This window comes from Alteromonas sp. LMIT006, from assembly GCF_024300645.1.
Classification (GTDB): Bacteria; Pseudomonadota; Gammaproteobacteria; order Enterobacterales; family Alteromonadaceae; genus Opacimonas; species Opacimonas immobilis.
This window is the reverse complement of the sequence record NZ_CP101291.1, coordinates 1,038,677-1,063,237: the sequence shown is the minus strand read 5'-3', so window position 1 is coordinate 1,063,237 and position 24,561 is coordinate 1,038,677. Positions and strand designations below refer to the sequence as shown.

The window sequence follows — 24,561 nt, the reverse complement described above, 5'->3', positions numbered from 1 at the left end:
TGGAAAACTCACAGTTGCATTGTTAATCAGTATTTGACTATATTGTACGGTATCTAATAATGATAAGACCATGATTGCTTATGTTTCGCACACTTGAACTCAAAATTCCACCGGTTATCTTACCTATTTTGGCAATTTTAGGGATGTACCTGACTCGCGAGATATTTCCGCATTTTGGTTTTCCACAAGTCATGGCTAATTTGTTTGCAGGATTTGTATTATTCAGTGCCATGACCTTTGCGGTCATGGGCGTGTACGTATTTAAGAAGCACCAAACGACCGTACACCCAATGCGTCCTGATCACACCTCTAAGATAGTTCAAAGTGGCGTTTTTGCCATTTCTCGTAACCCAATGTATTTGAGTTTTGTGATGAGCATCATCGCTTGTGGGTTATATCTACAGCATACAGGCTTTATTCTATTTGCTTTAGGGGCAATGACCTATCTGCATTGCTTTCAGATCTTGCCTGAAGAGCGAATATTGTTGGACAAGTTCGGTGAAGAATACGCTCAATACCAGCGCAAAGTGGCGCGCTGGTTTTAGCTATTTTATAATTACTCGCGGGTGTACACCACATTAGGATGATCGTCTTCATCATCATCCCAGTCATCGTCATCCCACTCATTATCCGAGTGACTCTCGAGTACTTCTGAGTGATACGTGTCCCATTTAAATTCGACTTCTTCGTCTTCTTCGACGATTTCTTCTGGTGGTAAAGATTCGATGAATTCCATAATGTCACGACACAACTCATCGGTATTCATCTTTTGGAATGCAGAAATTTGGAAGTGTTTTTCAGCACCCAAGGCTTCGGCAATGGATGCACACAAGACTTCAGCCTCTTCCGGTAGCATCAGATCAATCTTGTTGCACACTAACCAACGCGGTTTACTGGCAAGTTTCGGGCTGTATTTTTCTAGCTCAGCAACGATTGCTTTTGCACTCTCAACTGGATCAGTTTGATCAACAGGCAGCACATCGACCATGTGCAATAAGATTCGACAACGCTCAAGATGCTTCAAAAACTGAATACCTAAGCCAGCACCATCTGCCGCACCTTCGATCAACCCTGGAATGTCGGCAATAACAAAACTGCGCTGAGCATCTTGTCTGACAACACCTAAATTAGGGACTAATGTGGTAAATGGATAGTCAGCCACTTTGGGTTTGGCCGCTGAGACAGAACGAATAAAGGTTGATTTACCGGCGTTAGGCAGACCAAGAAGCCCTACATCAGCTAACAACATCAACTCCAGCTTCAAATTGCGAATTTCACCAGGCGTGCCATTGGTCTTTTGTCTCGGTGCTCGGTTGGTTGAGCTTTTGAAGCGCGCATTACCTAGACCATGAAAGCCGCCTTGTGCGACTTTTAAGCGCTGTCCATGTTGCAATAAATCACCTAGTACTTCTAAGGTTTCGGTATCGGTTGCGCGAGTACCAATTGGGACTTTGATTTCAAGATCAGCTCCACCGCGACCGGTACAATTACTGCCTTGGCCATTTTGCCCACGCTCAGCGCGATGAAAGCGCTCAAAGCGAAAATCAATCAACGTATTGAGGTTTTCATCGGCAACGAGATACACTGAACCACCGTCACCACCGTCGCCTCCATCAGGGCCACCTTTGGGCACGAATTTTTCGCGGCGAAAGCCGATTGTACCATTACCACCGTCACCGGCTTCAACGCGGATTTCCGCCTCATCTACAAATTTCATTTAGAAGTCACTAATTGTTCAAACGCCATTAATTATACATGAATGTTTAAAGGATGATTAGTACTGATTCATAACTTAGATAAGACCAATTCATTTTATTGGCTATCAATTGTTAAGTTTGTGCGTATACTCATTAACGACTAACTCAATAACCCATAGAAGGAATTCAACATGAGTGCACTACACTTACCCAATAGCGAAGGACAACCCGTACCAGAGTGTCAATGGCCGGTGCGTATAAATGACGAATGGCAAACCTTAGACAGCAAAGCCATATTTGAGAATCGTACCGTTGTCGTGTTTTCATTACCTGGCGCTTTTACTCCGACGTGTTCGTCAACCCATTTACCTCGCTATAACCAGCTTGCCAAATTATTTAATGCGCATGGTGTGGATGAGATTGTGTGTATCTCAGTCAATGATACCTTTGTCATGAACTCTTGGCTGGCTGATCAAGAAGCCGAAAACATTACCATGATCCCAGATGGCAATGGCGAATTCACCGATAAGATGGGCTTACTTGTAGACAAGTCAGCGATTGGTTTTGGCAAGCGTTCATGGCGCTATTCTATGTTGGTGGTTGATGGCGTTATTAAAAAGATGTTCATTGAACCAGATGTACCAGGAGATCCTTTTGAAGTATCTGACGCCGATACCATGCTCAAGTATCTTGCGCCGGATGCCATTGTTCCACAAGCCGCATCGCTATTTACTAAGCCAGGTTGCCCATTTTGCGATAAAGCCAAAACGTTACTGACAGAGAAGGGGTTTGAATATGAGGAAATCGTGTTAGGACGAGGTGCTACCCTTACCTCACTGAAAGCGGTCACTGGTCGTGAGACCGTACCTCAGGTCTTCATTGGTGGTAAACACATTGGTGGCAGTGACGATTTAGAAGCCTATTTTGCATAAACGCTGTAAATCAATTAGACAAACAAAAATCCCGACCATCATCTGATGCTCGGGATTTTTTTAATAATTTAAAAAATGGCAAGCGCTGATTATTCAGCTACGATGCTAACCACTTTCTTGTTGTTTTTAACATCAAACTGAACTTTACCGTCAGATAATGCAAATAACGTGTGGTCACGGCCAATACCCATATTGTTTCCAGGGTGGAATTTAGTACCACGCTGACGAACAATGATGTTACCCGCTAATACAGATTGACCGCCGAAACGCTTAACGCCAAGACGTTTACTTTCTGAATCACGACCGTTTTTGGTACTACCACCAGCTTTTTTGTGAGCCATTAGTTAGTTACTCCTATTATGCGTTAATACCAGTGATTTTCACTTCTGTGAACCACTGACGATGGCCTTGCTGCTTACGCGAGTGCTTACGACGACGGAACTTGACGATTTTGACTTTATCGCCACGACCGTGAGTAATCACTTCAGCAGTTACTTTTGCGTTAGCAACTACAGGGGTACCGATTTTAACATCGTCACCATTGCTAACCATTAATACATTGTCGAATTCTACCGAGTCACCTGGAGCAACTTCGATTTTCTCCAAACGAACGGTCTGGCCTTCAGCCACACGGTGTTGTTTACCACCACTTTGGAAAACCGCGTACATATAAAACTCCGCTCTGTGCACATTGCACAATAATTAAAAATACAGGGCGCGGATTATACGCAAAGAGCACTCGTTGATCAAGTGAGATCCGAATAAAATATAATTTTTTTGCTTTTCGCCTCTCTTTGCGTCAAAAGCTTGTAAAATAAAGACTAAAGCGCAAGGTATTATTGATTTTTGCTGTTATAAACTGTATTTTGCGACCCATAAACTGAACGAAGCTTTCCACAAATAACGATACTTGTTTATGTCCACGATGTCTTTATCCCAAATAACTGAGCTCGCACAAGCGGATATGCGAGCGGTCAATGAGTTGATCCAAGTACAAGTGGCAAGTGATGTAAGTTTGGTGAATCAATTGGGGTTTTACATCGTTAATAGTGGCGGTAAACGCTTACGTCCTTTGTTAACCGTACTTGCGGCTCGCGCTCTCAATATCGAGAACACTCAACATCACACTCTAGCAGCCATTATTGAGTTTATTCACACTGCGACATTATTACACGATGATGTCGTGGATGATTCGAAACTGCGTCGTGGCCGTGAAACAGCCAACGCCATGTTTGGGAATGAAGCCAGTGTTTTGGTGGGAGATTTTTTATATTCTCGTGCCTTTCAAATGATGGTCACGCTGGATTCAATGCAAGTCATGCAGATCCTATCTGATGCCACTAATGAGATTGCTCAAGGCGAAGTCATGCAGTTGATGAACGTCAACGACCCTGACACCACTGAAGCCTCTTATATGGCTGTCATCTACTCCAAAACTGCACGTTTATTTGAGGCCGCGACACAGCTTGCCGCAGTAATTACGCGCCAAGATGAACGTGTACAAGTTGCTTTGCAAGAGTACGGTAAGCACTTAGGTACGGCGTTTCAACTGGTTGATGACATTCTCGATTACACTGCCAATGCCAATGATATGGGCAAGAATGTGGGTGATGATCTCGCTGAGGGTAAGCCTACCCTACCACTTCTTTACGCAATGTGGCACAGTGATGAGGCAACCCAAACCATCATTCGCAATGCCATTGAACAAGGCAATGGCTTGGCTAATTTTGACCTTATACTTGAAGCAATGAACCAAACCGGCGCGTTAGATTACACCATGAGCATTGCGAAAACTGAGGCTGAGCGAGCAATTAAACACCTCAATGTTCTACCAGAATCACCTTACAAAGACGCTTTAATAGGTCTCGCGCACATTGCAGTGGAACGAGACCTGTAAGCTTAACTAGTTCGGCCTAGACATATTCTCATTGTACGAAACATGTACAATCACGTTATCTTCGACGCGGATCCCCCCAAAGGGTTTGAACTCTTCTACTCGATCCCAATTGATATATGCAGAACCAGGCGTTCCTTTTAATTTTGCTAACAAACTATCGATAAAATACAATCCAGGCTCAATGGTATACACGTGCCCAGCTTCTATAGTGCGAGTACAGCGCAAAAATGGGTGGGCATCAGGTGCTGGATTTGGGGTACCGCGATCATCATGTACATGACCGCCTACATCGTGCACTTGTAGCCCTAAGAAATGCCCAATCCCATGTGGAAAAAACGTTTTGCTAATGCCAGTCTCCACAATTTCTTGCGGACTCAGATTCACAATACCAAAATCATGTAATATCTGAGCAATCCCATCATGTGCTAACTCATGGACAGTCACATACGACAGCCCAGGTTTGAGTGTGTCGGCTAGGCGCAACGTCAACGCATCAACGGCCTTTATCATGTTGGCAAAATCATTTTCAGCTGTGGCATAGGTTCTAGTAATGTCTGCTGCATAGCCGTGAAAAGATGCCCCCGCATCAATCAAAAAACTTCGAGATTCAGCTGGGCTCTGCGTTTCTAATACGGTGTAGTGTAATATTGCACTGTTTTCATTGAGTGCAACGATGTTTGAATACGGAACCTGATTATCCCCTTGGCGAGCGGTTTTGAGATACGCCAAGTTGATATCAAACTCTGAAGCACCATCACGAAAAGCGGCTTCTGCACTGGCATGCGCGGCAAGTGCAATCTGGTTAGCTTTGCGCATACAAGCGAGTTCGTATTCCGTTTTCACTGCACGGTGGTAATGCAAATAATGCAGTGCTTTATCTGGATTTACATTTTCAAAACCAAGCGCTTTAGCAACTTCAACATATTCTCCAATATAAGCAAAGCGTGTTTTATCAAACGGCAGGTGCTTTTCGACCTGATTGGCATCTGCGAGTAATACAACATCGAACTCAGAGGTCCAAAAATCATTTGGTTCTGGCGGTACTTTATGCCAAAAATCATCCGGACGATAAAATATCAACTTCGGCTTATTCACACCATCCACAACTAACCAGCAGTTCGGATTATCCACCACGGGACACCATGCTTTAAATTGTGGATTAACGTGGAATGGGTAGTGATTGTCATCCAAAAACATCCGCTTTTGTTGACCGGAATGGATCACTAAACCATCGAGGCCCTCACGGGTTAAGGCTTCTTTGGTAACCTGTTGTAAATGCGCTATGTGCGCAGGATATAGAACGGCGATATCTTTCATAATTCGTTAATGTCGTTGTTTTTGTTATGATTTTATAATGCGCTGAGTCTAGCACGTTGCGTAGATAGTGTCAGGTCATCGATTCTGATTTTGGCATAGGACAGAGCTTAATCAAAGACACTATGATAATTATATAAGTAGACAAGCAATTTGGACTATTGTGCAAAACATTGTTAAATGTTAACTTGTACGACCAGTTACAAAAAAACAACAGATATTTAATAACTCTACACTTTTTGGTCTAGCCAAAGGAGAAGAAGCCTATGTACCAAGGTACGAATATAACCGTACGCCTACACGACGATGGAATCGCAGAATGTGTTTTTGCTGCCGCAGGATCCGTCAACAAATTTGACCAAACGACCTTAGCCGAGTTCGACGCTGCTACTCAAGCCATCAAAGCCGATGCTGGTGTCAAAGGTGTTTTGGTTCGTTCAGATAAAGCCGCCTTCATTGTTGGCGCCGACATCACCGAATTCTCGAGTGCCTTTGAACAAGATGAAGCAACCGTCTTGGGGTGGGTAGCAAAGAGTGCTCAGATTTTTGACCGTTTTGAAGATTTATCTGTTCCAACCATAGCTGCAATCAACGGTTTTGCGCTTGGTGGCGGGTGTGAAATGACCTTAGCCTGTGATTTGCGAATTGCGGATACCACCGCGAGCATTGGCTTACCCGAAGTGAAGCTAGGACTTATGCCGGGCTTTGGTGGCACCGTGCGTTTACCTCGAATCATTGGCGCAGATACTGCGATGGATTGGATGAGCACTGGTGCACCTCGCACAGCAGAAAAAGCCTTAGAGGAAGGAGCCATAGACGCTGTAGTTGCCCCAGAACAGCTTATTGAAAGCGCCAAACAAATGCTGCACGATGCCATCGCAGGCAACATCGACTGGCAAGCTCGTCGCAATCGTAAACTGTCTCCACTGCCAATGGGTGCGAATGAAAAAGCTATGTGCTTTAATGTCGCCAAAGGCATGGTGTTTGCCAAAGTTGGGAAGCATTACCCTGCCCCTCACGTCATGGTGAATACCGTGGAAGCCGCAGCAAGTCTTGAACGAGACGGTGCGTTGGCATTAGAAAATAAAGGGTTTGTGCAATTGGCCAAAACCGATGCCGCGAAAGCACAAATTGGCATCTTCCTCGCCGATCAATTGGTGAAAGGAAAGGGTAAAAAACTCGCTAAACAAGCCACCAAACAAGTCAAGCAAAATGCCGTATTGGGCGCTGGTATCATGGGCGGAGGCATTGCTTATCAAGGTGCCGTCAAAGGCGTGCCATCGGTGATGAAAGACATCAACACCGAAGCGCTGGATTTAGGTTTGACTACAGCCGCAGGCATCCTTGAAAAAGGCATGCAACGCGGCAAGGTTACGCCTAAGAAAATGGCGGCAACCCTCAACAATATTACACCAACGTTGGATTACAGTGCGATTGCCCATGCCGATTTGGTGATAGAGGCGGTTGTTGAAAACCCGAAAGTCAAAGGGATTGTATTAGCCGAAACCGAAACACATGTGGCAGATGATGCCATCATTACTTCGAACACATCGACGATTTCTATTAATCAATTGGCTGAATCACTGCAAAAGCCAGAGCGTTTTTGCGGGATGCACTTCTTTAACCCCGTGCACAGAATGCCTCTCGTTGAAATCATTCGCGGTGAAAAAACCACAGATGAAACGATCGCAGCGGTTGTTGCCATGGCCTTGACCATGGGCAAGACGCCTATCGTGGTCAATGACTGTCCTGGATTTTTGGTTAACCGAGTGCTGTTCCCATACTTCGCTGGTTTCAGTCAGCTGATTTTGGATGGCGCGGATTTTGTTGCTGTAGATAAAATCATGGAAAAACAATTTGGTTGGCCTATGGGGCCCGCCTACCTATTGGATGTCGTAGGCATTGATACCGCTGATCATGCTTCAAGTGTCATGGCAGAAGGTATTCCTGAGCGCATGCAAAAAATCGAAAACGATCCTGTGTCTTTAATGTACAACGCTAATCGCTTAGGCCAAAAGAATGGTGTTGGTTTCTACGATCACGGCAAAGACAAACGCGGTCGCCCAATGAAAACGCCCGCACAAGTCGCGATTGATATGATTGCCGAACACGCCGCACCCACTAAAACGTTTGACGCTGAGGAAGTCATTGCACGCTTAATGATCCCTATGGCTAATGAATCCATTCGCTGTTTGGAAGAAGGTATTGTGGCGAGCGCTGCTGAAGCTGATATGGCTCTGTTATACGGCATCGGATTCCCGCCATTCAGAGGCGGTATCTTCCGTTATATTGAAACCATGGGCTTACAAAACTTCGTTGATTTAGCAGATAAATACGCGCACTTAGGTCCGATTTATCAAATTTCAGATGGTGTGCGCGAAATGGCCGCCACTGGCCAATCATATTTCACCGCTTAAACGACCAAAGGAGAGAAAAAATGAAAGAAGTCGTCGTAATCGATTGTATTCGTACCCCGATGGGTCGTTCTAAAGGTGGTGTATTTCGCAACGTTCGTGCAGAAACACTGTCTGCTCACTTGATGACAGCATTACTTAAACGCAACCCAGAGGTGGATCCAGTTGAGATTGAAGATATCATTTGGGGCTGTGTGCAACAAACCAAAGAACAAGGCTTTAATGTTGCGCGAAATGCACAGCTATTGACAGACATTCCTCGTTCAACGGCTGCGGTCACGGTAAATCGTCTGTGCGGTTCCTCTATGCAAGCACTGCATGACGCCGCGAAAGGTATCATGTTAGGGCAAGGCGATGTCTACATGGTCGGTGGTGTCGAACACATGGGTCATGTGCCGATGGACTACAACATTGATTTGAACACCCAGCTTAATCGCACCACGGCAATGGCCTCAGGCTCGATGGGCCTTACCGCTGAGTTACTTGGTAAGCAGAACGGTATTTCTCGCGAAATGCAGGATGAATTTGCTGCGCGTTCGCACCAGCGAGCGCATCAGGCTCATCTCGAAAGCCGTTGGGATAAAGAAATTGTGCCGATTGAAGGCCATGACGCCAATGGCGTTCTAACACTTGTTACACACGACGAAGTGATTCGTCCTGAAACGACGGTAGAAACCTTAGCTGGTTTACGCCCTGTGTTTGACCCAGCCAATGGTACGGTCACAGCTGGTACGTCTTCTGCTATTTCAGATGGAGCATCGGCCATGTTGTTGATGTCGGCTGATCGCGCCAAAGCCCTAGGCTTAACCCCTCGCGCTAAGATCAAAGCAATGGCCGTATCGGGTTGTGATGCCGCAATCATGGGTTTTGGTCCAGTACCCGCGACCAAGAAAGCCTTGCAGCGTGCTGGGATGACCATGGCTGATATCGATATTGCCGAGTTCAATGAAGCCTTTGCTGCACAAGCTTTATCTTGTATTAAGCAACTTGGTTGGCTTGAGCAATACGATGAGAAAGTCAACCAAAATGGTGGCGCGATTGCTTTGGGGCACCCGTTAGGTTGCTCAGGTGCGCGGATCTCTACCACGCTCATCAATGTGATGGAGCAACAAGGTCACAACGTTGGCCTTGCAACCATGTGCATTGGTTACGGACAAGGTATCGCAACAATCTTTGAGAAGATGTAGCACTCACCTACACAAAATAGAAAACGCATCTTGGTTAGCTGAGATGCGTTTTTTTATCCACCTGTCTAATACTGATTCACCTGCTGGTTAACGCATTCACTCAACTAACACTCCATCACGCCAATGAGAAGTAATGACTAACTCACTGTTTATTCCAAGTAAATTTGCACTCACATCAATACCTATTCGTCCATACTCATACAATCCCAGCCAGTTTGCAGGAGTACGTGACGCCATAATGACACTGTGCTCAAATGATACCCCGATATCTCTATGCATATTCAAAACGGCTTCATGCATGGTCAAACAAGATCCAGCCAAAGCCCCATCAGGGGTCGTGAGTTTTCCATCTCGTTGCGTAATCTGAGTATCAAAATACGGTAGAACATCATTTGATGAACCAACATGCGCCATCGCATCGGTGACCAAACACAAACGTTGGAATGATTTATTTTGATATGCCAAGCGAACGGCATAAGGGCTTACGTGATGATGATCAACGATGAGCCCGGCAAAAGTACTCTCCTCGCCTAATGCGACCCCTACCATACCCGGGTTCCGCCCTTGCAAGCCACTCATAGCGTTGTATAAATGCGTAAAACCCGAAGCTCCAGCCTCAATAGCCGCTAATACTTGTTCGTGGGTGGCATTAGAATGCCCCAAGCTGATAACAACGCCTCGTGCCACCAAGTCGGTAATCACATCAACAGGAACGGTTTCTGGGGCTAAAGTAATGAGCACTTTGCCCAGCTGAACATCCGAAATCAAAGCAAGCTCAGCATCCGATGGTGCACGAATATGTTGCTCAAGATGGATCCCTTTTTTTGCTTTAGCTAACCAAGGCCCCTCAAAATGCACGCCAAGCACTGCACTGGTTTGTTCTCTGGCCTGGATCACTGCATCAGCGCATTGTTGCATTGCAAGATAAGAATTCGTGATCAAGGTCGGCAATATAAATCCAGAACCAAATTTAGAGTGAGCACTCACAACCTTTAATATATCAGATGCCTTCACATCTTCTTGTAATAATACACCACCACCACCATTGACTTGCAAATCGATATAACTTGGCACCAAATAATGCACGTCATGCTCGACAGCTTCGTTACGACTAGGATAAATATCGATGATTTTGCCAGATTCTATATGTACGGTTTGTTCTGTGACAAACTCATTATCTAATAGCAGATTGTGCGCACGAATTTTCATGACTGAAATCCAAATGCAGATAACCCATAGAGATACGCGCCATGAAGTGGATCGGATAAAGGTGTTTGTAAGACCGTTAACTCCTCAATGTTGCACTTTTTATAAGCATTCCAAATACTGCCATAGGCAAAACTAGGCAGTGCCATTTGAGCATCTAAATGACCGTGCAGATGCACCAAATAATCGACACCTTGTGCCACCAAATGATTGGCCAGCTCATCCTCACCAACGTGCTCAAACACAAGCGGCGCCAGTGTCGCCAAGATAGCACTGTCCAAAGTGTGATAGCGAGAGACGATTTCAGCTGCTTGGCGTGTACCGATAAAGGCAAATCCTGCTTCGATGAGTTCACTCGTCTCGGTAAGGCCATCACTGGCCAACAAGCAATAACGTAATAACTCTTGACCTAACCATGCCCCAGAGGCGTCATCGCCTAATAAACACCCATGCCCGCCTGTTTGCGTCAACTCTCCTTGATGTAAGGTGAGTGCACAAGAACCTGTACCAACGATGATAGTGTGACAGTCTGCGCCTAAATTAGCTCCAAGACTGGCAACATGCACATCTGTAGTAAGCGCTAACCGACAAAATGGCGATTGCCATTTTTGCATCTCTTGTTGAGCCGTTGCGATCCCCATTCCAGCGCAACCTCCTGAAACTAGGATTTGATCGAGCCCCAAATCATGACGACTCGCGAGTTCACTGACCGCTGCGACAATGTTTTGTTGTGCTCGAGAAGGATCGACATACACATTAGCCGGTCCTGTCACCACTTTATCTATGCATGTATTTTGAATAAAAAGGGCTGCGTCACATGACGTGCCACCACCGTCGATGGCGATTATTGGGGGATGATTAGAGGCCATTGCATCTCTTTTTTAACTAGTTCATTATGCTTCAAAGACAAAGATAATGTGACCACGGACTGAGTGCAAGATTTATGCGCACCTTTTTACCCCTGGACTGTTTGATGTGTTTCTTAACAACGGGGACTGTCTTAGCTCAAGTGCGGATTAACTTATCGGAGTCGAATAATGCTAAGCCGGAACAAACCTATAGTGATCTCACACTGGTATCTTTATCAAAAAACGCTACAATAGATACACTTATTTGAGGGGTTCCTTGTGCAGCAAAAACACATTATTAATTTTGCTTTGCTGATTTTACTGGTCTTGCTACAGCATAGGTTGTGGTTCGGTAAGCACAGTATTCCCGATTTGTGGGCAGGGCAAGCAAAGGTCGCTGAGCGTCAGTTGCAAAATGCGAATTTAGCACAGCGCAATCGACTTCTTGCAGCGGATATTGCGGATCTTAAAATTGGTCTCGAAGCGATTGAAGAACGCGCCAGAAACGAATTAGGCCTTATCAAAGAGGGAGAAACGTTTTATCGCATTCTCCCATCAGAACAATAAAACACTATGCCAAATCAATATATCGCCATTGTTCCAGCTGCCGGTATCGGTTCACGAATGCAAGCTAATATTGCCAAGCAATACCTCAAAATCGGAAGCAAGACAGTGATTGAGCACTCACTTTCACAACTTTTAACTTATCCTAAATTAGCAGAAGTGGTGGTTGCCTTACATCCTGAGGATTATCATTTCTCATCCCTAGAGATTGCGTCTCATCCCAAGTTGCGCGCCGTCACTGGTGGAGATGAGCGGGTTGACTCGGTACTAGCTGCACTAAAAGCATGTCCCCCAGACGCAACCGCATTAGTGCACGATGCCGCACGGCCTTGTTTGCGTCACACTGATATTGACGCACTCATTGCAAAACTTGAGCACAGCGCTCAAGCGGCGATTTTGGCTAGACCGGCGACGGACACCATCAAATCTGCCCATGGCTCAACTATTGCAAAAACCTTACCTAGAGAACATATCTGGGGAGCGCAAACCCCTCAAGCATCGGGTGTTGCTACCCTAATTAATGCTATTGAGCAAGCCATGACAAATACGACCGTGACCGACGAAGCTTCCGCATTAGAATTTTGTGATATTCCTGTTGAGTTAGTTGCTGGTAGCAGTGATAACATAAAAATCACCCACCCCGAAGACTTAGCATTGGCTGAGTTTTATTTACAACAACAAGGACGCTTATAATATGAGTCTTCCCTTTCGCATAGGACATGGTTATGACGTACACAAATTTGGTGGCGATAAACCGTTAATTTTAGGTGGAGTTGAAGTGGCTCACACAACTGGGTTGCTCGCGCATTCCGATGGCGATGTTGTATTACACGCATTATGTGACGCATTACTTGGTGCAGTTGCGCTTGGCGATATTGGTCATCATTTTCCAGATAGCGATCCTGCTTTTGCCGGTGCAAACAGTGGCGTCCTCTTACGTGACGTCTATTCTCAAGTGAAACAGCGAGGCTACATACTTGGCAATACCGACATCACGATTGTGGCACAAGCGCCCAAAATGGCCCCTTATATTCCATCAATGCAAGCGTATATTGCGCACACATTAGAGGTTGAACCCTCACAAGTAAATGTTAAAGCAACGACGACTGAAAAACTCGGGTTTACCGGACGCAAAGAAGGCATTGCCACTCATGCAGTTGTCTTGTTGATTCAAGCTGAAGACTAAGAGCTCGCTACATGAAGTATCCTGCACAAGACTGGGCACACCTTTATCAAAAACCTGTGGCTAAAGCCGATTTCAAACGTGTTATCGATGATTTTGTGGTAGATGAAATTCTTGGCTACGAATTATCAGGGGAAGGTGAGCACAGTTACGTACACATCGAAAAAACTGGCTTAAATACCGCTTATGTTGCAGAGGAGCTTGCCAAGTGTTACCGTCTTCCACTGCGTCAGGTAACGTATGCGGGAAGAAAAGACAAATACGGACGCACCAGGCAATACTTCGGCGTACATCACCCACTGCACCCTGAACTTGATTTCACTCAATTTGCACTCAAAGGTTTACGCGTTTTAAGCGTAACCAAACACCATAAAAAACTCAAAACCGGCCATCTGGCTGGCAATCGATTTGCCTTAATTTTACGCGATGTTTCCGATTGTGCAGACGTCGAGAGTCGACTTCATCACATTCGTGAGTCTGGTGTGCCCAACTATTATGGACAACAGCGTTTTGGTGAGATGCATTATACTGATGAAAATGGGCTCTCTGCTATTCGCTATGGCGGTAACCTAGAGCTCGCGAAAAATTTGCTTGACGGTAAAACGATTAAACAACGCAACAAGAAAAATCTAGCCATATCCGCCTTACGCAGCTGGCTATTTAATACTCTGATTCACACTCGAATTGAACGAGGTTGTTTCTTCCAACCAATATCTGGCGATGCATTTATGCTGGCAGGAAGTAATAGCTTTTTCATTCCAGAAAGAAATGATGACATCATCGCTAAACGGCTCGCTGAGGGCGATATTCATATCTCTGCCGCCCTTTTTGGTAGAGGGTCATTAAATACTCAAGACAAGGCTATCGCATTAGAAGAAAACCTGTTTGCGCAATATCCACAAATCTGTGCTACGTTATCTCAATTAGGATTAAAGCAAGAACGCCGAGCGATTCGCTTATTGCCGTCTCAACTTAAATGGCAGTGGGAAGCGAATAACCTACATGTGGAATTTACTCTACCAAAAGGCTGCTTTGCCACATCCGTTTTGCGTGAACTATGTCACTGGGGAGAATAAATGCACATTTTGTTAAGTAATGATGACAGCGCTTTTGCTCAAGGGATCATAGCCGCTCATCAAGCGTTAAGTAGCCAATATAAGGTCACTGTGATTGCACCTGACCGCAATAACTCAGGTGCCAGTAATGCACTTTCTCTACATTCACCATTACGCGTGACAACCCTAGATAACGGTTTTCATGCGGTTAATGGTACTCCATCAGATTGTGTACAGATTGGTGTCAATGGAGATTTTATGACTGCGCCAGACATCGTTGTATCGGGTATCAATCACGGTCCTAATCTTGGAGATGATGTCATTTATTCAGGAACGGTCGCTGCTGCAACCGAGGGACGTCACCTAGGGTTGCCAGCAATTGCGATTTCGATGCATGGATATACAAACTGGCAATTTGCTACTGCTGGACAAGTGTTATTGGACTTACTGCAAAAACTAAAAGAAATGCCTTTGACAAATACCAGTATCCTGAATGTGAATGTGCCAAATGTCCCTTATCAGGAACTCAAGGGCGTTCAAGTCACTCGATTGGGGAATCGTCACCAAGCCGAAAATATGGTGAAAGATAAAGACCCCTTTGGTCGCACTATTTTTTGGTATGGCAAGCTCGGACCGGAACAGGACGCGGGTCCTGGAACCGATTTTCATGCCATTGCCAACGGTTATGTTTCAGTGACACCTTTATCCGTAGATATGACGGACTATCAAGCACAACAGTCTTTGTCAGCATGGATGGCCCAGCGATGATCAAAACTTTGCCCCGAGCCAAAGGTCTTATCGAGCTGTTACTACAGCATGGCATAGAAGATAAGGCAGTACTTGAAGTAATGGGTAATATCCCACGAGAGCACTTTTTACCCTCTACTTTATCGCACCAAGCATACATTAATGACGCTTTACCCATTGGGCAAGGTCAGACTTTATCCCAGCCATCTACTGTGGCATTCATGACTCAAACACTGCGTGCCCATATGGCAGAATACTCGTTCAAATCACCCAAAATATTGGAAATTGGTACTGGTTCGGGATATCAAACCACAGTGCTCGCCAAACTCTTTGCCCACGTCTTTACCGTTGAACGCATCAAAGCCCTGCAATTTCAGGCTCAGCGCCGTTTCAGTCAATTAGATTGTTACAACATCTCATGCAAACATGGGGATGGCTGGGAAGGTTGGCGCGCCAAAGGGCCTTATGATGGCATTTTGGTAACTGCTGCCGCGGCAACGTTACCCGAGGAATTAGTTGCGCAACTTAACGACAACGGCTGTATGCTGATTCCAATTGGGGATACTCAGCAAACTCTAACCTATGTCCGTAAAGTTGGGCAAACTGTGCAACGGATACCACTCGACGAGGCGCGCTTTGTGCCATTAATTCAAGGAACGATCATTTAATCATGAAACTCTTTACTCCTTTATATGATGCTTGTTTAGGATGGGCTCAGCACCGCCATGCAGATAAATATCTGGCTGGCTTAAGTTTTACTGAGTCGGTTATATTTCCAATCCCACCGGATGTCATGCTCGCCCCCATGGCCTTGGCTCAACCGCAAAGAGCTTGGTGGTACGCAATGATTACCACCGTTGCATCTGTATTAGGCGGTATCGCCGGATATTTGTTAGGCTATTTTGCATTTGATGCATTTATCCATCCTATCATTGTGGATTTTGGTTACAGCGACAAATTGGCGCTCACTATGGAATGGTTTACCCATTATGGCGTTTGGGTCGTTTTCATAGCAGGATTTTCACCAATACCTTATAAAGTGTTTACAATCACTGCAGGTATGATGTCGATGGCCTTTTTGCCCTTTGTGATCGCATCGGCAATTGGCCGAGGTGTACGGTTCTTTTTGGTTGCTGGATTAATGTATTGGGGGGGCGCAAAAATGGAAAGCAAATTGCGTCAATATGTTGAAATTCTTGGCTGGGGCGTTATCCTACTTGCAGTGATTCTATATTTGATTTACAGGTAAGTATTTGTGGGAAAAATAGCGCTGTTTGCAGTGACATTCATCGGGTTAATTGGCTGTGCTCAGCGTTCAGTGCCCGCGCCCATATCAGTCATCGACACACAAATAAGCTTGGATAACGACCGCCAATCGCAATTTATTCATGAAGTTCAAGCAAATGAAACTTTGTATGGAATCGCGTGGCTCCATGGCAAAGATTATCAGGAACTCGCAACACTCAACGGTTTAACAGAACCGTACCAAATTAGGATTGGGCAAAAACTCAATCTTTCAACAAAAGTCATTAAACAACCAAGCGTTAAAGCCGATACAAGTTCATTAGAGACAGTTAATACTGCTCCTAAGTCCAAAAATCCAGTTGCGTCAACTCAAACTCAGGAGTATCGTGGAAAAACTACTAGTGATAAATCTTTATCACAAGTAGCTTCAACTAAAACACTCCCTTCGCGGGTTTCGCGATGGGTATGGCCAACAGAAGGTAAAATTGTTGGTAAGTTTTCAACCGCTGAAGCGGGCAACAGTGGACTGCTTATTGCAAACTCTATTGGTACCCCGGTCGTCTCAGCAGCTGAGGGTAAAGTCGTGTATGTCGGAAATGCTCTTAGAGGTTATGGAAACCTGGTTATTATCAAGCATACCGATACGTATTTGAGTGCTTATGCACACAATAATAAAATATTGGTCAAGGAACGCCAATTTGTCAAGGCGGGAGAGATGATAGCCGAAATGGGTAACTCCGGGACGACTGAGGCAAAGCTTCGCTTTGAGATCCGCTTTAAAGGCAAATCACTGGATCCACAACAATTTTTGCCCAAAAAATAATAATAAAATACCTAAATGGACGTTAGGAGGAGTTAATGATTATTCCGGTTTGCAGGAGATGCAGTAATGGGTCAGAAAAAGCAAGATTCAGATGTCGAACTCATATCTCAGGATTTTGACGCTGAATACGAAGATAAAATTTCACAATCAAACACAGACGATATTAGTTTGTTTTCTGAAGAAGACGCTGACGCCTTTGATGACGTCAATATCGCTGAAGATGTTCAACGTAATTTAGACGCTACACAGCTTTATTTAGGTGAGATTGGTTTTTCTCCATTGCTTAGCGCAGAGGAGGAAGTATTATACGCACGCAAAGCCTTGTCTGGAGATATGCAAGCGCGCGAGCGGATGATCGTCTGTAACTTACGCTTGGTTGTCAAGATTGCTAGACGCTACAACAACCGAGGTTTGGCTTTACTCGATTTGATTGAAGAAGGTAATTTAGGCTTAATTCGAGCGGTAGAAAAGTTCGATCCCGAACGAGGCTTTCGCTTCTCAACTTATGCAACATGGTGGATTAGACAAACCATCGAACGCGCCATCATGAATCAAACGCGCACCATTCGCCTGCCTATTCATGTAGTCAAAGAACTCAATGGATATTTGCGTACCGCTCGTCAACTGGCACAAGATCTCGACCATGAGCCCACAGCAGAAGACATTGCCGCTGCACTTGGTCACGATGTCGAAACTGTTTCTAAAATGCTCAAACTCAATGAGCGCATTAGCTCCGTGGATTCGCCAGTCAATCAAGATGGTGAAAACAAGGGCTTGCTCGATGTACTTAAAGATGAGAACCACTCAGGTCCTGAAAATGAAGTACAAGACGATGATCTACGTCATTCGATTGTGCGATGGCTCAAAGATCTCAATCCCAAACAGCGCGAAGTCCTTGCTAGACGCTTTGGTTTGTTAGGCTATGAGCCTTCAACATTAGAAGATGTGGGGGCTGAGATAGGTTTGACCCGAGAGCGAGTCCGCCAAATTCAAGTCGAAGCGCTACGTCGCTTACGCGATCTCTTGGGCCAGCAAGGACTTAATTTAGAAGCTCTATTCAAGGCGAATAACGATAATTAAGCAATGCTAAGTTGACATCAAGCTCAGCTTAGCGCTTACTCCCACCCATGCAATTCGGTGAATCGGGGGCAGCATTTGTGGCGGCCCACTTTTCTGCGCTATATGTATGAATCGCCAAGGCATGAATGTGGTTAGATAACTCATCGGCTAGCACTTCATTGACCATGCGATGACACTGTAACAAACGCTTATCGGCAAACGCCTGACTCACAATCACTACTTTAAAATGACTTTCACTACCTGGGGCGACATTGTGCATGTGACTTTCATTATGCACTTCTAGATGCTCTGGGGAAAATGCATCGGTTAATTTTTGCGTAATTTGTTGCTCAATGTTCATGATTCGACTGGTGTAATGTGTCTAAAAGTGAGATTGATTCTATCAGCAATGCGTTTTTTTGTCTTGTTTATACCGTGCTGCCAATACGTTTGGGTGTCACCAGACATGACTAACAAACTGCCATGTGCCAATTCCAACACCTCCTTTTGACCGGTTAGTTTATGTTTCATGATGAATCCCCGAGCTGCACCGAAGGTCAAAGACGCAATGACTGGTTGCGCTCCTAATTCCGGCTCGTCGTCACTGTGCATGCCCATACTATCTTGCCCATGGCGATACCAGTTGGCCAATACCGAGTTAAATTGAGTATTACACTCTTGCTCAAGTGTGGCGCGCAAATCAGCTAAGACCGAATGCCATGGCATAGGCTTCATCGCCAGTTGCGAGTAGGTATAGGTCGCTTCTGGTTCACCATACCAAGCTTGTAAACGAGGAATCTTTACCTCGCGACCGTAGAGTTTGATATAATCTTGCGACCATTGTAGTTCATCTTGCAACGTCATTTGATACGACGATGCCTGGTTGGCCTCTAGCCATTGCGGATAGTAGGTCACGGTCGCATCCGGTAATGACAATTGTATGGGGAGCTCGTCGAACATCGGTCACCTTTAATAAGTCTATGCAGATTGAATTAACACACGCTTTTGGCACACACATATTACATCGCTATCCTCGTGGAGCACAACACAAGTCCCTACAAGCATGGGATGCCTCTGATGAGTATCTGTTACGCACGCTTGCCGATACCCACGTTGACAGCTTAGCCAACGCACATATCGCGATACTCAACGACGATTTTGGGGCGCTGACATGTGCCTTGCATGAATATCATTTAACTCATTGGAGCGATTCATTGATTGCCCAGCAAGCGGCCAAAGCCAATCTTGCCAGTAATGAATTGGAAGATACGGTGAACTGGTGTCACTCACTTGAAACACCCTCTAAGCAAATTGATATAGCATTAATTAAACTCCCTAAAAATCTCACCTTTTTGGCTGATCAGTTACAGCGTTTACGTCCATTATTGCATAAACACAGTATTGTGCTAGTTGGTAGTAAAATGCAAAACATGACCAAGAATGTGCAAGCTTTGTTTGAACAATACATTGGCCCTAATCGTACTGGTCTGGCATGGAAAAAATCTCGTTTACTGCGAGCCGAAGTCAGAGCTGCAACGTCTGATTACCAAATGGATATGTGTCACTGGAAAGTGCCAGAATATCAGTTAAACATTGCCAATCTGCCTAATGTATTTGCTCGCAATCAGCTCGATATTGGGGCGCGATTTATGTTAGAGCATCTACATCCTGTCAGTGGACAGCGCATCATTGATTTAGGCTGTGGCAATGGCGTATTAGGCTGCGCTGCGCTGCGCCTTAACCCAGAAGCATCGGTTACCTTTGTCGATGAATCATACCATGCAGTTGCCTCGGCACGACACAATGTGGCAACCAATCACCCTAACGCATTAGCGAATTGCGAGTTTTGGCACAATAACTGTCTGAGCTACTATGGACGGCGTGAACCTGCAGATTTGATTTTGTGTAATCCGCCATTTCATCAAAATAACACCATTACTGAGCATATTGCTATACAGATGTTTCACGACAGCTATTTTGCATTAAAACCAGGTGGTGAATTGCGCATTGTTGCGAACCGGCACTTAACCTATGGCAGAATATTGAAAAAGCGTTTCGGCGGTTTTACTGTCAAAGCAAATAGTGATAAGTTCACCATACTATCAACGTTCAAAAAAGGTTAATTCATGGGAAAGCGATATGTTCACTGTTTGTGTGTGATGGTGATGCTGTGTTTGAGTGCGCCAAGCTTCGCATTGAAAGTCAAAGATGGCTCCGAGATTCAGCCAGACAATGCTTATCCGCGAGTCAAAATAAACACCAACCTAGGCGAATTTATACTTGAACTAGACCGCTTTAAAGCGCCAATCACCGTCAATAACTTTTTGCGCTATGTTGCCCTGCGCAGTTATGAAGATACGATTTTTCATCGAGTGGTGCCGGATTTTGTCGTGCAAGGTGGAGGCTATACAGTCGATTACAAAAGCAAACCATCGCTCGGCAAAATCTTTAATGAATCAGGCAATGGCCTAAAAAATACTTACTACAGTATTGCAATGGCTAGAGAAACTGACCCACACAGTGCGACCAGACAGTTTTTTATCAATCTCAAAGACAACGAATCACTCGATCCCGGTCGGAACTGGGGCTACACCGTTTTTGGTTCAGTTGTCGAGGGCTTTGAAGTCATTGACGCGATGGGTGAGGTTGAAACAGAATATTCAATTAATTTCGGCCAACCCGATGTGCCGATTGAACCAATTATTCTGCAAAAAGCTGAGATCTTACCGCCTCAATTTTAGGGCTCCTTCACAGCATAAGTTGATACACATTAATTGAATTATCTTCCTCAAAATGAATGCGTGAAAAAGTAAAACCATGCTTTTCTAAAATATGAATGGACGTGTGATTATCGGGTGTTGTTAGTGCTGTTAAAAAACTAACCTCATGCTGTTTTGCCCATTCCAAAACAGGTGGGATAAGCGCTTGAATAACGCCTCTACCTCGATATTCCGGGAGTAAAGCATATCCCAACTCTGGAAACGCCATCGCTTCTCTTTGTAATAAACCGCAGATCCCCATAAACGCTCCGGTTTCATTATCAATAATCGCCCAACTGCCAAAACCGTACTCTTGGTAACTCGCTATGAACCGCTCTTGAATATAAGCCAAGGCATTGTCGTAGCTGTAAATGCCCCGATCACCTATGTATTTGAGCCAGTCAGGATCGTTGGTTAAAACCAAAATCTGTTGAGCATCCCTTAAATCTATTTCTCGTAACGAATAGTATGGAGTGATTATGATGTATTTTTGTGTTGTCATGGCAGACGTTGTAACTCTATTTTGCACAAATTTCTAGTAAAAGATGTTTATCAACATTTGATATTGGTTGTTTTTTAAGCGCAGGTAAACTTGTAAAGTAATGTATTATTGCTACTTTTTAAACTTAAGTCTAAGCATTCATTTAGACTAAAGAATACTTTTATAAGGGCATCCCAATAACCAAGTAATAAATAGCCTACTCTTAGTGTATTACTAATAGTAGGTAATCCTTATGACTGCAGAAATATTAAAAGACAAACTTAATGTCTGTCTGCAGGAGATTTCTCTACAGGGAAGTTGTCAAATTGAATCTGTGGAAGCGCTCATTCATGCTTGTTCAGCATTACCAGATGAAATTTTAGAAACAACACCCTTGATTTGTAAGGCCATCGATGTATTCATCCATTTAGAACATTCTGATAACCAGATATTAGCGCAAATTGTTGAATGGGTTTTACAAGATCTCGTAAAAGTCTACGAGCAAGCCAATTAATTATATTGTACCAAATCAATATGGCGAAGCCCTAAAGCCAGCATACACAGACGGTCGACCCCTAGAGCTACCCCACTACACTGCGGTAGCCCATGTTCAAGCGCAGCCAATAACCTATTATCGGGCGCAACTTGTGGTAGTCCTAAGCGAGATCTTTTTTCGATATCACACTGAAAACGGTTGGACTGTTCAGTTGGGTCAGTCAATTCACCATAACCATTGGCTAACTCGAAGCCTTTATAATAGAGCTCAAAACGTTGTGCTGTCCGCCCATCATGGTTTGCTTTGGCCAAAGCTGCTTGTTCCAGTGGAAAGTCATATACGAAACATGGAATCTCTTGTCCGAGATGAGGTTCAACTAGGATACTAAATAGCATTTGGATGAGATCTGTTCTCGATTCTGCAGCAAGATCAAAATGCGGCTCCCCCGGAAAGGCTGCAATGAGCTGCTCATTCTCAGCTTGCCAAATATCAATATTGGCGTATTGCTCAAATGCATCGGCATAGGAAATAGAAGCTGTCTTGTCAACACCTAGGATACAGTTAAGGAGTTCTGCTATCTCAGCCATGAGATGAGTAGGTGTTATTCCAACTCGATACCATTCAAGCATTAAAAACTCTGGACTGTGTTGTGGCGATCTTGCTTCATTGCGAAATGCTTTGCCCAAATAATAACAGTCGCCAAACCCTTCACTGAGTAATCGTTTCAATGCGTATTCTGGTGAAGTTTGTAGATACAGTTTGCGACCTTGCCAGTCACACTCAAAATTAGTCAAATAAGGGTCGGTTACGGCATGAGTATCTAGACATGGTACGTCTGCTTCGAGGACGCCACGTTCTGAAAAAAAAGCTCGGATCTGAGATAAGATCCGAGCCTTTTTTTGTAAATTGACCACGCGGTCAGTCATGCTTATTTGCCAGCACGTGATACGTATTCGCCACTGCGAGTATCCACTTTGATGATCTCACCGGTTTGCACAAACAAAGGCACTCGAACCACTGCTCCGGTCGCAAGTGTTGCAGGCTTACCACCCGTTCCCGCAGTATCACCTTTCAAACCAGGATCGGTTTCAGTAATTTCCAACTCAACAAAGTTAGGTGGAGTGACCACAATCGGCGTGCCGTTGAATAAAGTAATCGTACAGTCCGTATTTTCAACTAACCACTTAGCGTTATCACCAACCGCCTTAGCATCTGCTGCAACTTGTTCAAACGTTTCGTTATTCATAAAATGATAGAACTCACCATCGTTATACAAATATGAAAGCTCAGTATCTAACACGTCCGCTCCTGGAACAGAATCACCTGACTTGAAGGTTTTTTCTAATACTTTGCCAGAGATCAGTTTACGAATTTTGACACGGTTAAACGCTTGTCCTTTACCCGGTTTAACATATTCATTTTCTAAAATATTGCATGGCTCGTCATCAATCATGACCTTTAATCCAGCTTTGAATTCATTTGTGCTAAAATTCGCCATAAATCCTCTTAACTTAGTTAGTTGACGGTTAATTTCGTGCATAATATACACAAAAATATAGTGACTGTAGAGACCGATTGGCAAAAAGAATTAGCATCCGCATTCACGGATCCTAAAAATCTCTTAGAACACCTAGGTTTAAACCCAAACGATTATCTTGCAGACATTGAAGCGAGACGCTTATTTACTATGCGCGTACCGCGTTTTTTTGCGGATTTGATGACCAAACACGATCCCAATGATCCACTCCTTCAGCAAGTGTTACCTCTCAAAGATGAGTTTTTGAGCGTGGATGGCTTTGGCCAAGACCCAACGCAAGAACACGATAAAGCCAATCATGGTATCGTGCACAAATATGAGAATCGCGTATTATTAATCGTTCGCACAGGCTGCGCCGTCAACTGTCGTTACTGTTTCCGTCGGCATTTTCCATACAATGAACATCACAACAATCGGCAGCAGTGGCAAGATGCTTTAACATACATTCAAAAGCATCCCATATTGGATGAAGTGATTTTATCTGGTGGGGACCCGCTCATGGCCAATGACAGTCAATTAGACTGGCTGATAAGTCAAATTGAGACCATTTCACACATTAAGCGATTGCGTATTCACACCAGACTCCCTGTGGTGCTTCCGCAACGTATTACTTCAGGTCTAGTTGATCGTTTGCAGCGCTCTCGTCTAACAGCTAATATGGTGTTACACATTAATCATCCTCAAGAAATCAGCACTCAACTGAGTGAAAAAGTTGCGCAGTTATCACGTAATTTGATCCGAGTTTATAACCAAGCTGTCATCTTGAGGAACATTAATGATGATGCCAAAACGCTCATGCATCTCAATGAAAAGCTATACGACAATCATATTCAACCTTACTACTTGCATGCGTTTGATAAAGTACAAGGGGCCTCTCATTTTTATGTATCGGATGAACAGGTTGTATCTTTGATGCGTGAGGTCATTGCCAAACAATCTGGTTATATGATCCCCAAATTGGTCAGAGAAATTGGCAATCGCAAAAGCAAAACTTGGCTCGACTTATCGCTAGACGTATAAATCTTTGTAATTGCCTTGTGACGCCAAAAACACAATTTGGCTTTTTATTGGCTGATTTATGATAAACTCGAGTAATTATTTTATTTTTTCTGCAAAT

Annotated in this window: 29 protein-coding genes; 18 read left to right on the top strand and 11 right to left on the bottom strand. The window is 44.4% G+C overall.

What is annotated here, in order from left to right:
- Window positions 1-80 precede the first annotated feature (80 nt).
- Window positions 81-545, top strand: a complete 465-nt coding sequence (locus tag NLG07_RS04980; RefSeq protein ID WP_254856591.1) for an isoprenylcysteine carboxylmethyltransferase family protein — start codon at window positions 81-83, stop codon at window positions 543-545.
- An 11-nt stretch (window positions 546-556) separates the two neighbouring features.
- Here NLG07_RS04980 and cgtA read toward each other — a convergent pair whose 3' ends face one another.
- Window positions 557-1,717, bottom strand: a complete 1,161-nt coding sequence (gene cgtA / locus NLG07_RS04975) for an Obg family GTPase CgtA (protein WP_254856590.1) — start codon at window positions 1,715-1,717, stop codon at window positions 557-559.
- Between the two features lie 171 nt (window positions 1,718-1,888).
- On the opposite strand from cgtA, the gene NLG07_RS04970 reads away from it, so the two are divergent.
- Window positions 1,889-2,629, top strand: a complete 741-nt coding sequence (locus NLG07_RS04970) for a glutathione peroxidase (RefSeq protein WP_254856589.1) — start codon at window positions 1,889-1,891, stop codon at window positions 2,627-2,629.
- An 89-nt stretch (window positions 2,630-2,718) separates the two neighbouring features.
- Here NLG07_RS04970 and rpmA read toward each other — a convergent pair whose 3' ends face one another.
- Both rpmA and rplU read right to left on the bottom strand, forming a co-directional pair.
- Window positions 2,719-2,970 carry a 50S ribosomal protein L27 gene (rpmA, locus tag NLG07_RS04965; protein WP_254856588.1) on the bottom strand — a complete coding sequence of 84 codons (252 nt, stop codon included), beginning with the start codon at window positions 2,968-2,970 and terminating at the stop codon, window positions 2,719-2,721.
- Window positions 2,971-2,986: 16 nt separating this feature from the next.
- Complete coding sequence (gene rplU / locus NLG07_RS04960; RefSeq protein WP_254856587.1) at window positions 2,987-3,298, bottom strand: 50S ribosomal protein L21; 312 nt, start codon at window positions 3,296-3,298, stop codon at window positions 2,987-2,989.
- A gap of 256 nt (window positions 3,299-3,554) precedes the next feature.
- On the opposite strand from rplU, the gene ispB reads away from it, so the two are divergent.
- A complete protein-coding gene (gene ispB, locus NLG07_RS04955) occupies window positions 3,555-4,526 on the top strand; it encodes an octaprenyl diphosphate synthase (protein ID WP_254856810.1) in 972 nt (323 codons plus the stop codon).
- A 6-nt stretch (window positions 4,527-4,532) separates the two neighbouring features.
- Here ispB and pepQ read toward each other — a convergent pair whose 3' ends face one another.
- Complete coding sequence (gene pepQ, locus NLG07_RS04950; protein ID WP_254856586.1) at window positions 4,533-5,843, bottom strand: Xaa-Pro dipeptidase; 1,311 nt, start codon at window positions 5,841-5,843, stop codon at window positions 4,533-4,535.
- A 263-nt stretch (window positions 5,844-6,106) separates the two neighbouring features.
- On the opposite strand from pepQ, the gene fadB reads away from it, so the two are divergent.
- A complete protein-coding gene (gene fadB, locus NLG07_RS04945; RefSeq protein WP_254856585.1) occupies window positions 6,107-8,257 on the top strand; it encodes a fatty acid oxidation complex subunit alpha FadB in 2,151 nt (716 codons plus the stop codon).
- Between the two features lie 20 nt (window positions 8,258-8,277).
- Window positions 8,278-9,441 carry an acetyl-CoA C-acyltransferase FadA gene (gene fadA / locus NLG07_RS04940; RefSeq protein WP_254856584.1) on the top strand — a complete coding sequence of 388 codons (1,164 nt, stop codon included), beginning with the start codon at window positions 8,278-8,280 and terminating at the stop codon, window positions 9,439-9,441.
- Window positions 9,442-9,537: 96 nt separating this feature from the next.
- On the opposite strand, the gene nagA is transcribed toward fadA, so the two are convergent.
- Both nagA and NLG07_RS04930 read right to left on the bottom strand, forming a co-directional pair.
- Window positions 9,538-10,650, bottom strand: a complete 1,113-nt coding sequence (gene nagA / locus NLG07_RS04935; protein ID WP_254856583.1) for an N-acetylglucosamine-6-phosphate deacetylase — start codon at window positions 10,648-10,650, stop codon at window positions 9,538-9,540.
- Window positions 10,647-11,516 (bottom strand): BadF/BadG/BcrA/BcrD ATPase family protein, encoded by an 870-nt coding sequence (locus NLG07_RS04930; RefSeq protein ID WP_254856582.1) that lies wholly within the window; start codon window positions 11,514-11,516, stop codon window positions 10,647-10,649. The genes nagA and NLG07_RS04930 overlap by 4 nt, the downstream gene beginning before the upstream one ends.
- Window positions 11,517-11,774: 258 nt before the next feature.
- On the opposite strand from NLG07_RS04930, the gene ftsB reads away from it, so the two are divergent.
- The 9 genes from ftsB to rpoS all read left to right on the top strand — a co-directional run bounded on the left by ftsB (window position 11,775) and on the right by rpoS (window position 18,192).
- A complete protein-coding gene (gene ftsB / locus NLG07_RS04925) occupies window positions 11,775-12,062 on the top strand; it encodes a cell division protein FtsB (RefSeq protein WP_254856581.1) in 288 nt (95 codons plus the stop codon).
- 6 nt (window positions 12,063-12,068) lie between these two features.
- Entirely contained in the window at window positions 12,069-12,752 is a 684-nt protein-coding gene (gene ispD / locus NLG07_RS04920) for a 2-C-methyl-D-erythritol 4-phosphate cytidylyltransferase (RefSeq protein ID WP_254856580.1), read from the top strand.
- A gap of 1 nt (window position 12,753) precedes the next feature.
- Complete coding sequence (gene ispF / locus NLG07_RS04915) at window positions 12,754-13,245, top strand: 2-C-methyl-D-erythritol 2,4-cyclodiphosphate synthase (RefSeq protein ID WP_254856579.1); 492 nt, start codon at window positions 12,754-12,756, stop codon at window positions 13,243-13,245.
- A gap of 11 nt (window positions 13,246-13,256) precedes the next feature.
- Window positions 13,257-14,318, top strand: coding sequence for a tRNA pseudouridine(13) synthase TruD (truD, locus tag NLG07_RS04910; RefSeq protein ID WP_254856578.1), 1,062 nt, complete (start codon window positions 13,257-13,259; stop codon window positions 14,316-14,318).
- Window positions 14,319-15,065, top strand: a complete 747-nt coding sequence (gene surE, locus NLG07_RS04905; RefSeq protein ID WP_254856577.1) for a 5'/3'-nucleotidase SurE — start codon at window positions 14,319-14,321, stop codon at window positions 15,063-15,065. It begins immediately after the preceding gene.
- Window positions 15,062-15,712, top strand: a complete 651-nt coding sequence (locus NLG07_RS04900; RefSeq protein WP_254856576.1) for a protein-L-isoaspartate(D-aspartate) O-methyltransferase — start codon at window positions 15,062-15,064, stop codon at window positions 15,710-15,712. The genes surE and NLG07_RS04900 overlap by 4 nt, the downstream gene beginning before the upstream one ends.
- A gap of 2 nt (window positions 15,713-15,714) precedes the next feature.
- Entirely contained in the window at window positions 15,715-16,293 is a 579-nt protein-coding gene (locus tag NLG07_RS04895) for a YqaA family protein (RefSeq protein WP_254856575.1), read from the top strand.
- Window positions 16,294-16,299: 6 nt separating this feature from the next.
- Window positions 16,300-17,112 carry a peptidoglycan DD-metalloendopeptidase family protein gene (locus NLG07_RS04890; protein ID WP_254856574.1) on the top strand — a complete coding sequence of 271 codons (813 nt, stop codon included), beginning with the start codon at window positions 16,300-16,302 and terminating at the stop codon, window positions 17,110-17,112.
- A gap of 66 nt (window positions 17,113-17,178) precedes the next feature.
- Complete coding sequence (gene rpoS / locus NLG07_RS04885) at window positions 17,179-18,192, top strand: RNA polymerase sigma factor RpoS (protein ID WP_254856573.1); 1,014 nt, start codon at window positions 17,179-17,181, stop codon at window positions 18,190-18,192.
- Window positions 18,193-18,220: 28 nt separating this feature from the next.
- On the opposite strand, the gene NLG07_RS04880 is transcribed toward rpoS, so the two are convergent.
- Complete coding sequence (locus tag NLG07_RS04880) at window positions 18,221-18,532, bottom strand: BolA family transcriptional regulator (protein ID WP_254856572.1); 312 nt, start codon at window positions 18,530-18,532, stop codon at window positions 18,221-18,223.
- Entirely contained in the window at window positions 18,529-19,131 is a 603-nt protein-coding gene (locus tag NLG07_RS04875) for an alpha-ketoglutarate-dependent dioxygenase AlkB (protein ID WP_254856571.1), read from the bottom strand. Before NLG07_RS04875 ends, NLG07_RS04880 begins: the two co-directional genes overlap by 4 nt.
- Between NLG07_RS04875 and NLG07_RS04870 the strand changes: the two genes are divergently transcribed.
- Window positions 19,101-20,294: a methyltransferase gene (locus NLG07_RS04870; protein WP_254856570.1), complete on the top strand. Its 1,194-nt coding sequence runs from the start codon at window positions 19,101-19,103 to the stop codon at window positions 20,292-20,294. The two genes, NLG07_RS04875 and NLG07_RS04870, sit on opposite strands and share 31 nt — an antisense overlap.
- Before the next feature lie 36 nt (window positions 20,295-20,330).
- Window positions 20,331-20,912 (top strand): peptidylprolyl isomerase, encoded by a 582-nt coding sequence (locus NLG07_RS04865; RefSeq protein ID WP_254856809.1) that lies wholly within the window; start codon window positions 20,331-20,333, stop codon window positions 20,910-20,912.
- Window positions 20,913-20,919: 7 nt separating this feature from the next.
- Here NLG07_RS04865 and NLG07_RS04860 read toward each other — a convergent pair whose 3' ends face one another.
- Entirely contained in the window at window positions 20,920-21,432 is a 513-nt protein-coding gene (locus NLG07_RS04860) for a GNAT family N-acetyltransferase (protein ID WP_254856569.1), read from the bottom strand.
- Window positions 21,433-21,664: 232 nt separating this feature from the next.
- Here NLG07_RS04860 and NLG07_RS04855 point away from each other — a divergent pair, with 232 nt between their 5' ends.
- Window positions 21,665-21,925: a hypothetical protein gene (locus NLG07_RS04855; RefSeq protein WP_254856568.1), complete on the top strand. Its 261-nt coding sequence runs from the start codon at window positions 21,665-21,667 to the stop codon at window positions 21,923-21,925.
- Here NLG07_RS04855 and epmA read toward each other — a convergent pair.
- Both epmA and efp read right to left on the bottom strand, forming a co-directional pair.
- Complete coding sequence (epmA, locus tag NLG07_RS04850) at window positions 21,922-22,833, bottom strand: EF-P lysine aminoacylase EpmA (RefSeq protein ID WP_254856567.1); 912 nt, start codon at window positions 22,831-22,833, stop codon at window positions 21,922-21,924. The two genes, NLG07_RS04855 and epmA, sit on opposite strands and share 4 nt — an antisense overlap.
- A gap of 2 nt (window positions 22,834-22,835) precedes the next feature.
- Complete coding sequence (efp, locus tag NLG07_RS04845; RefSeq protein ID WP_254856566.1) at window positions 22,836-23,405, bottom strand: elongation factor P; 570 nt, start codon at window positions 23,403-23,405, stop codon at window positions 22,836-22,838.
- A gap of 60 nt (window positions 23,406-23,465) precedes the next feature.
- Here efp and epmB point away from each other — a divergent pair, with 60 nt between their 5' ends.
- Window positions 23,466-24,464 (top strand): EF-P beta-lysylation protein EpmB, encoded by a 999-nt coding sequence (gene epmB / locus NLG07_RS04840; RefSeq protein WP_254856565.1) that lies wholly within the window; start codon window positions 23,466-23,468, stop codon window positions 24,462-24,464.
- Window positions 24,465-24,561 lie beyond the last annotated feature (97 nt).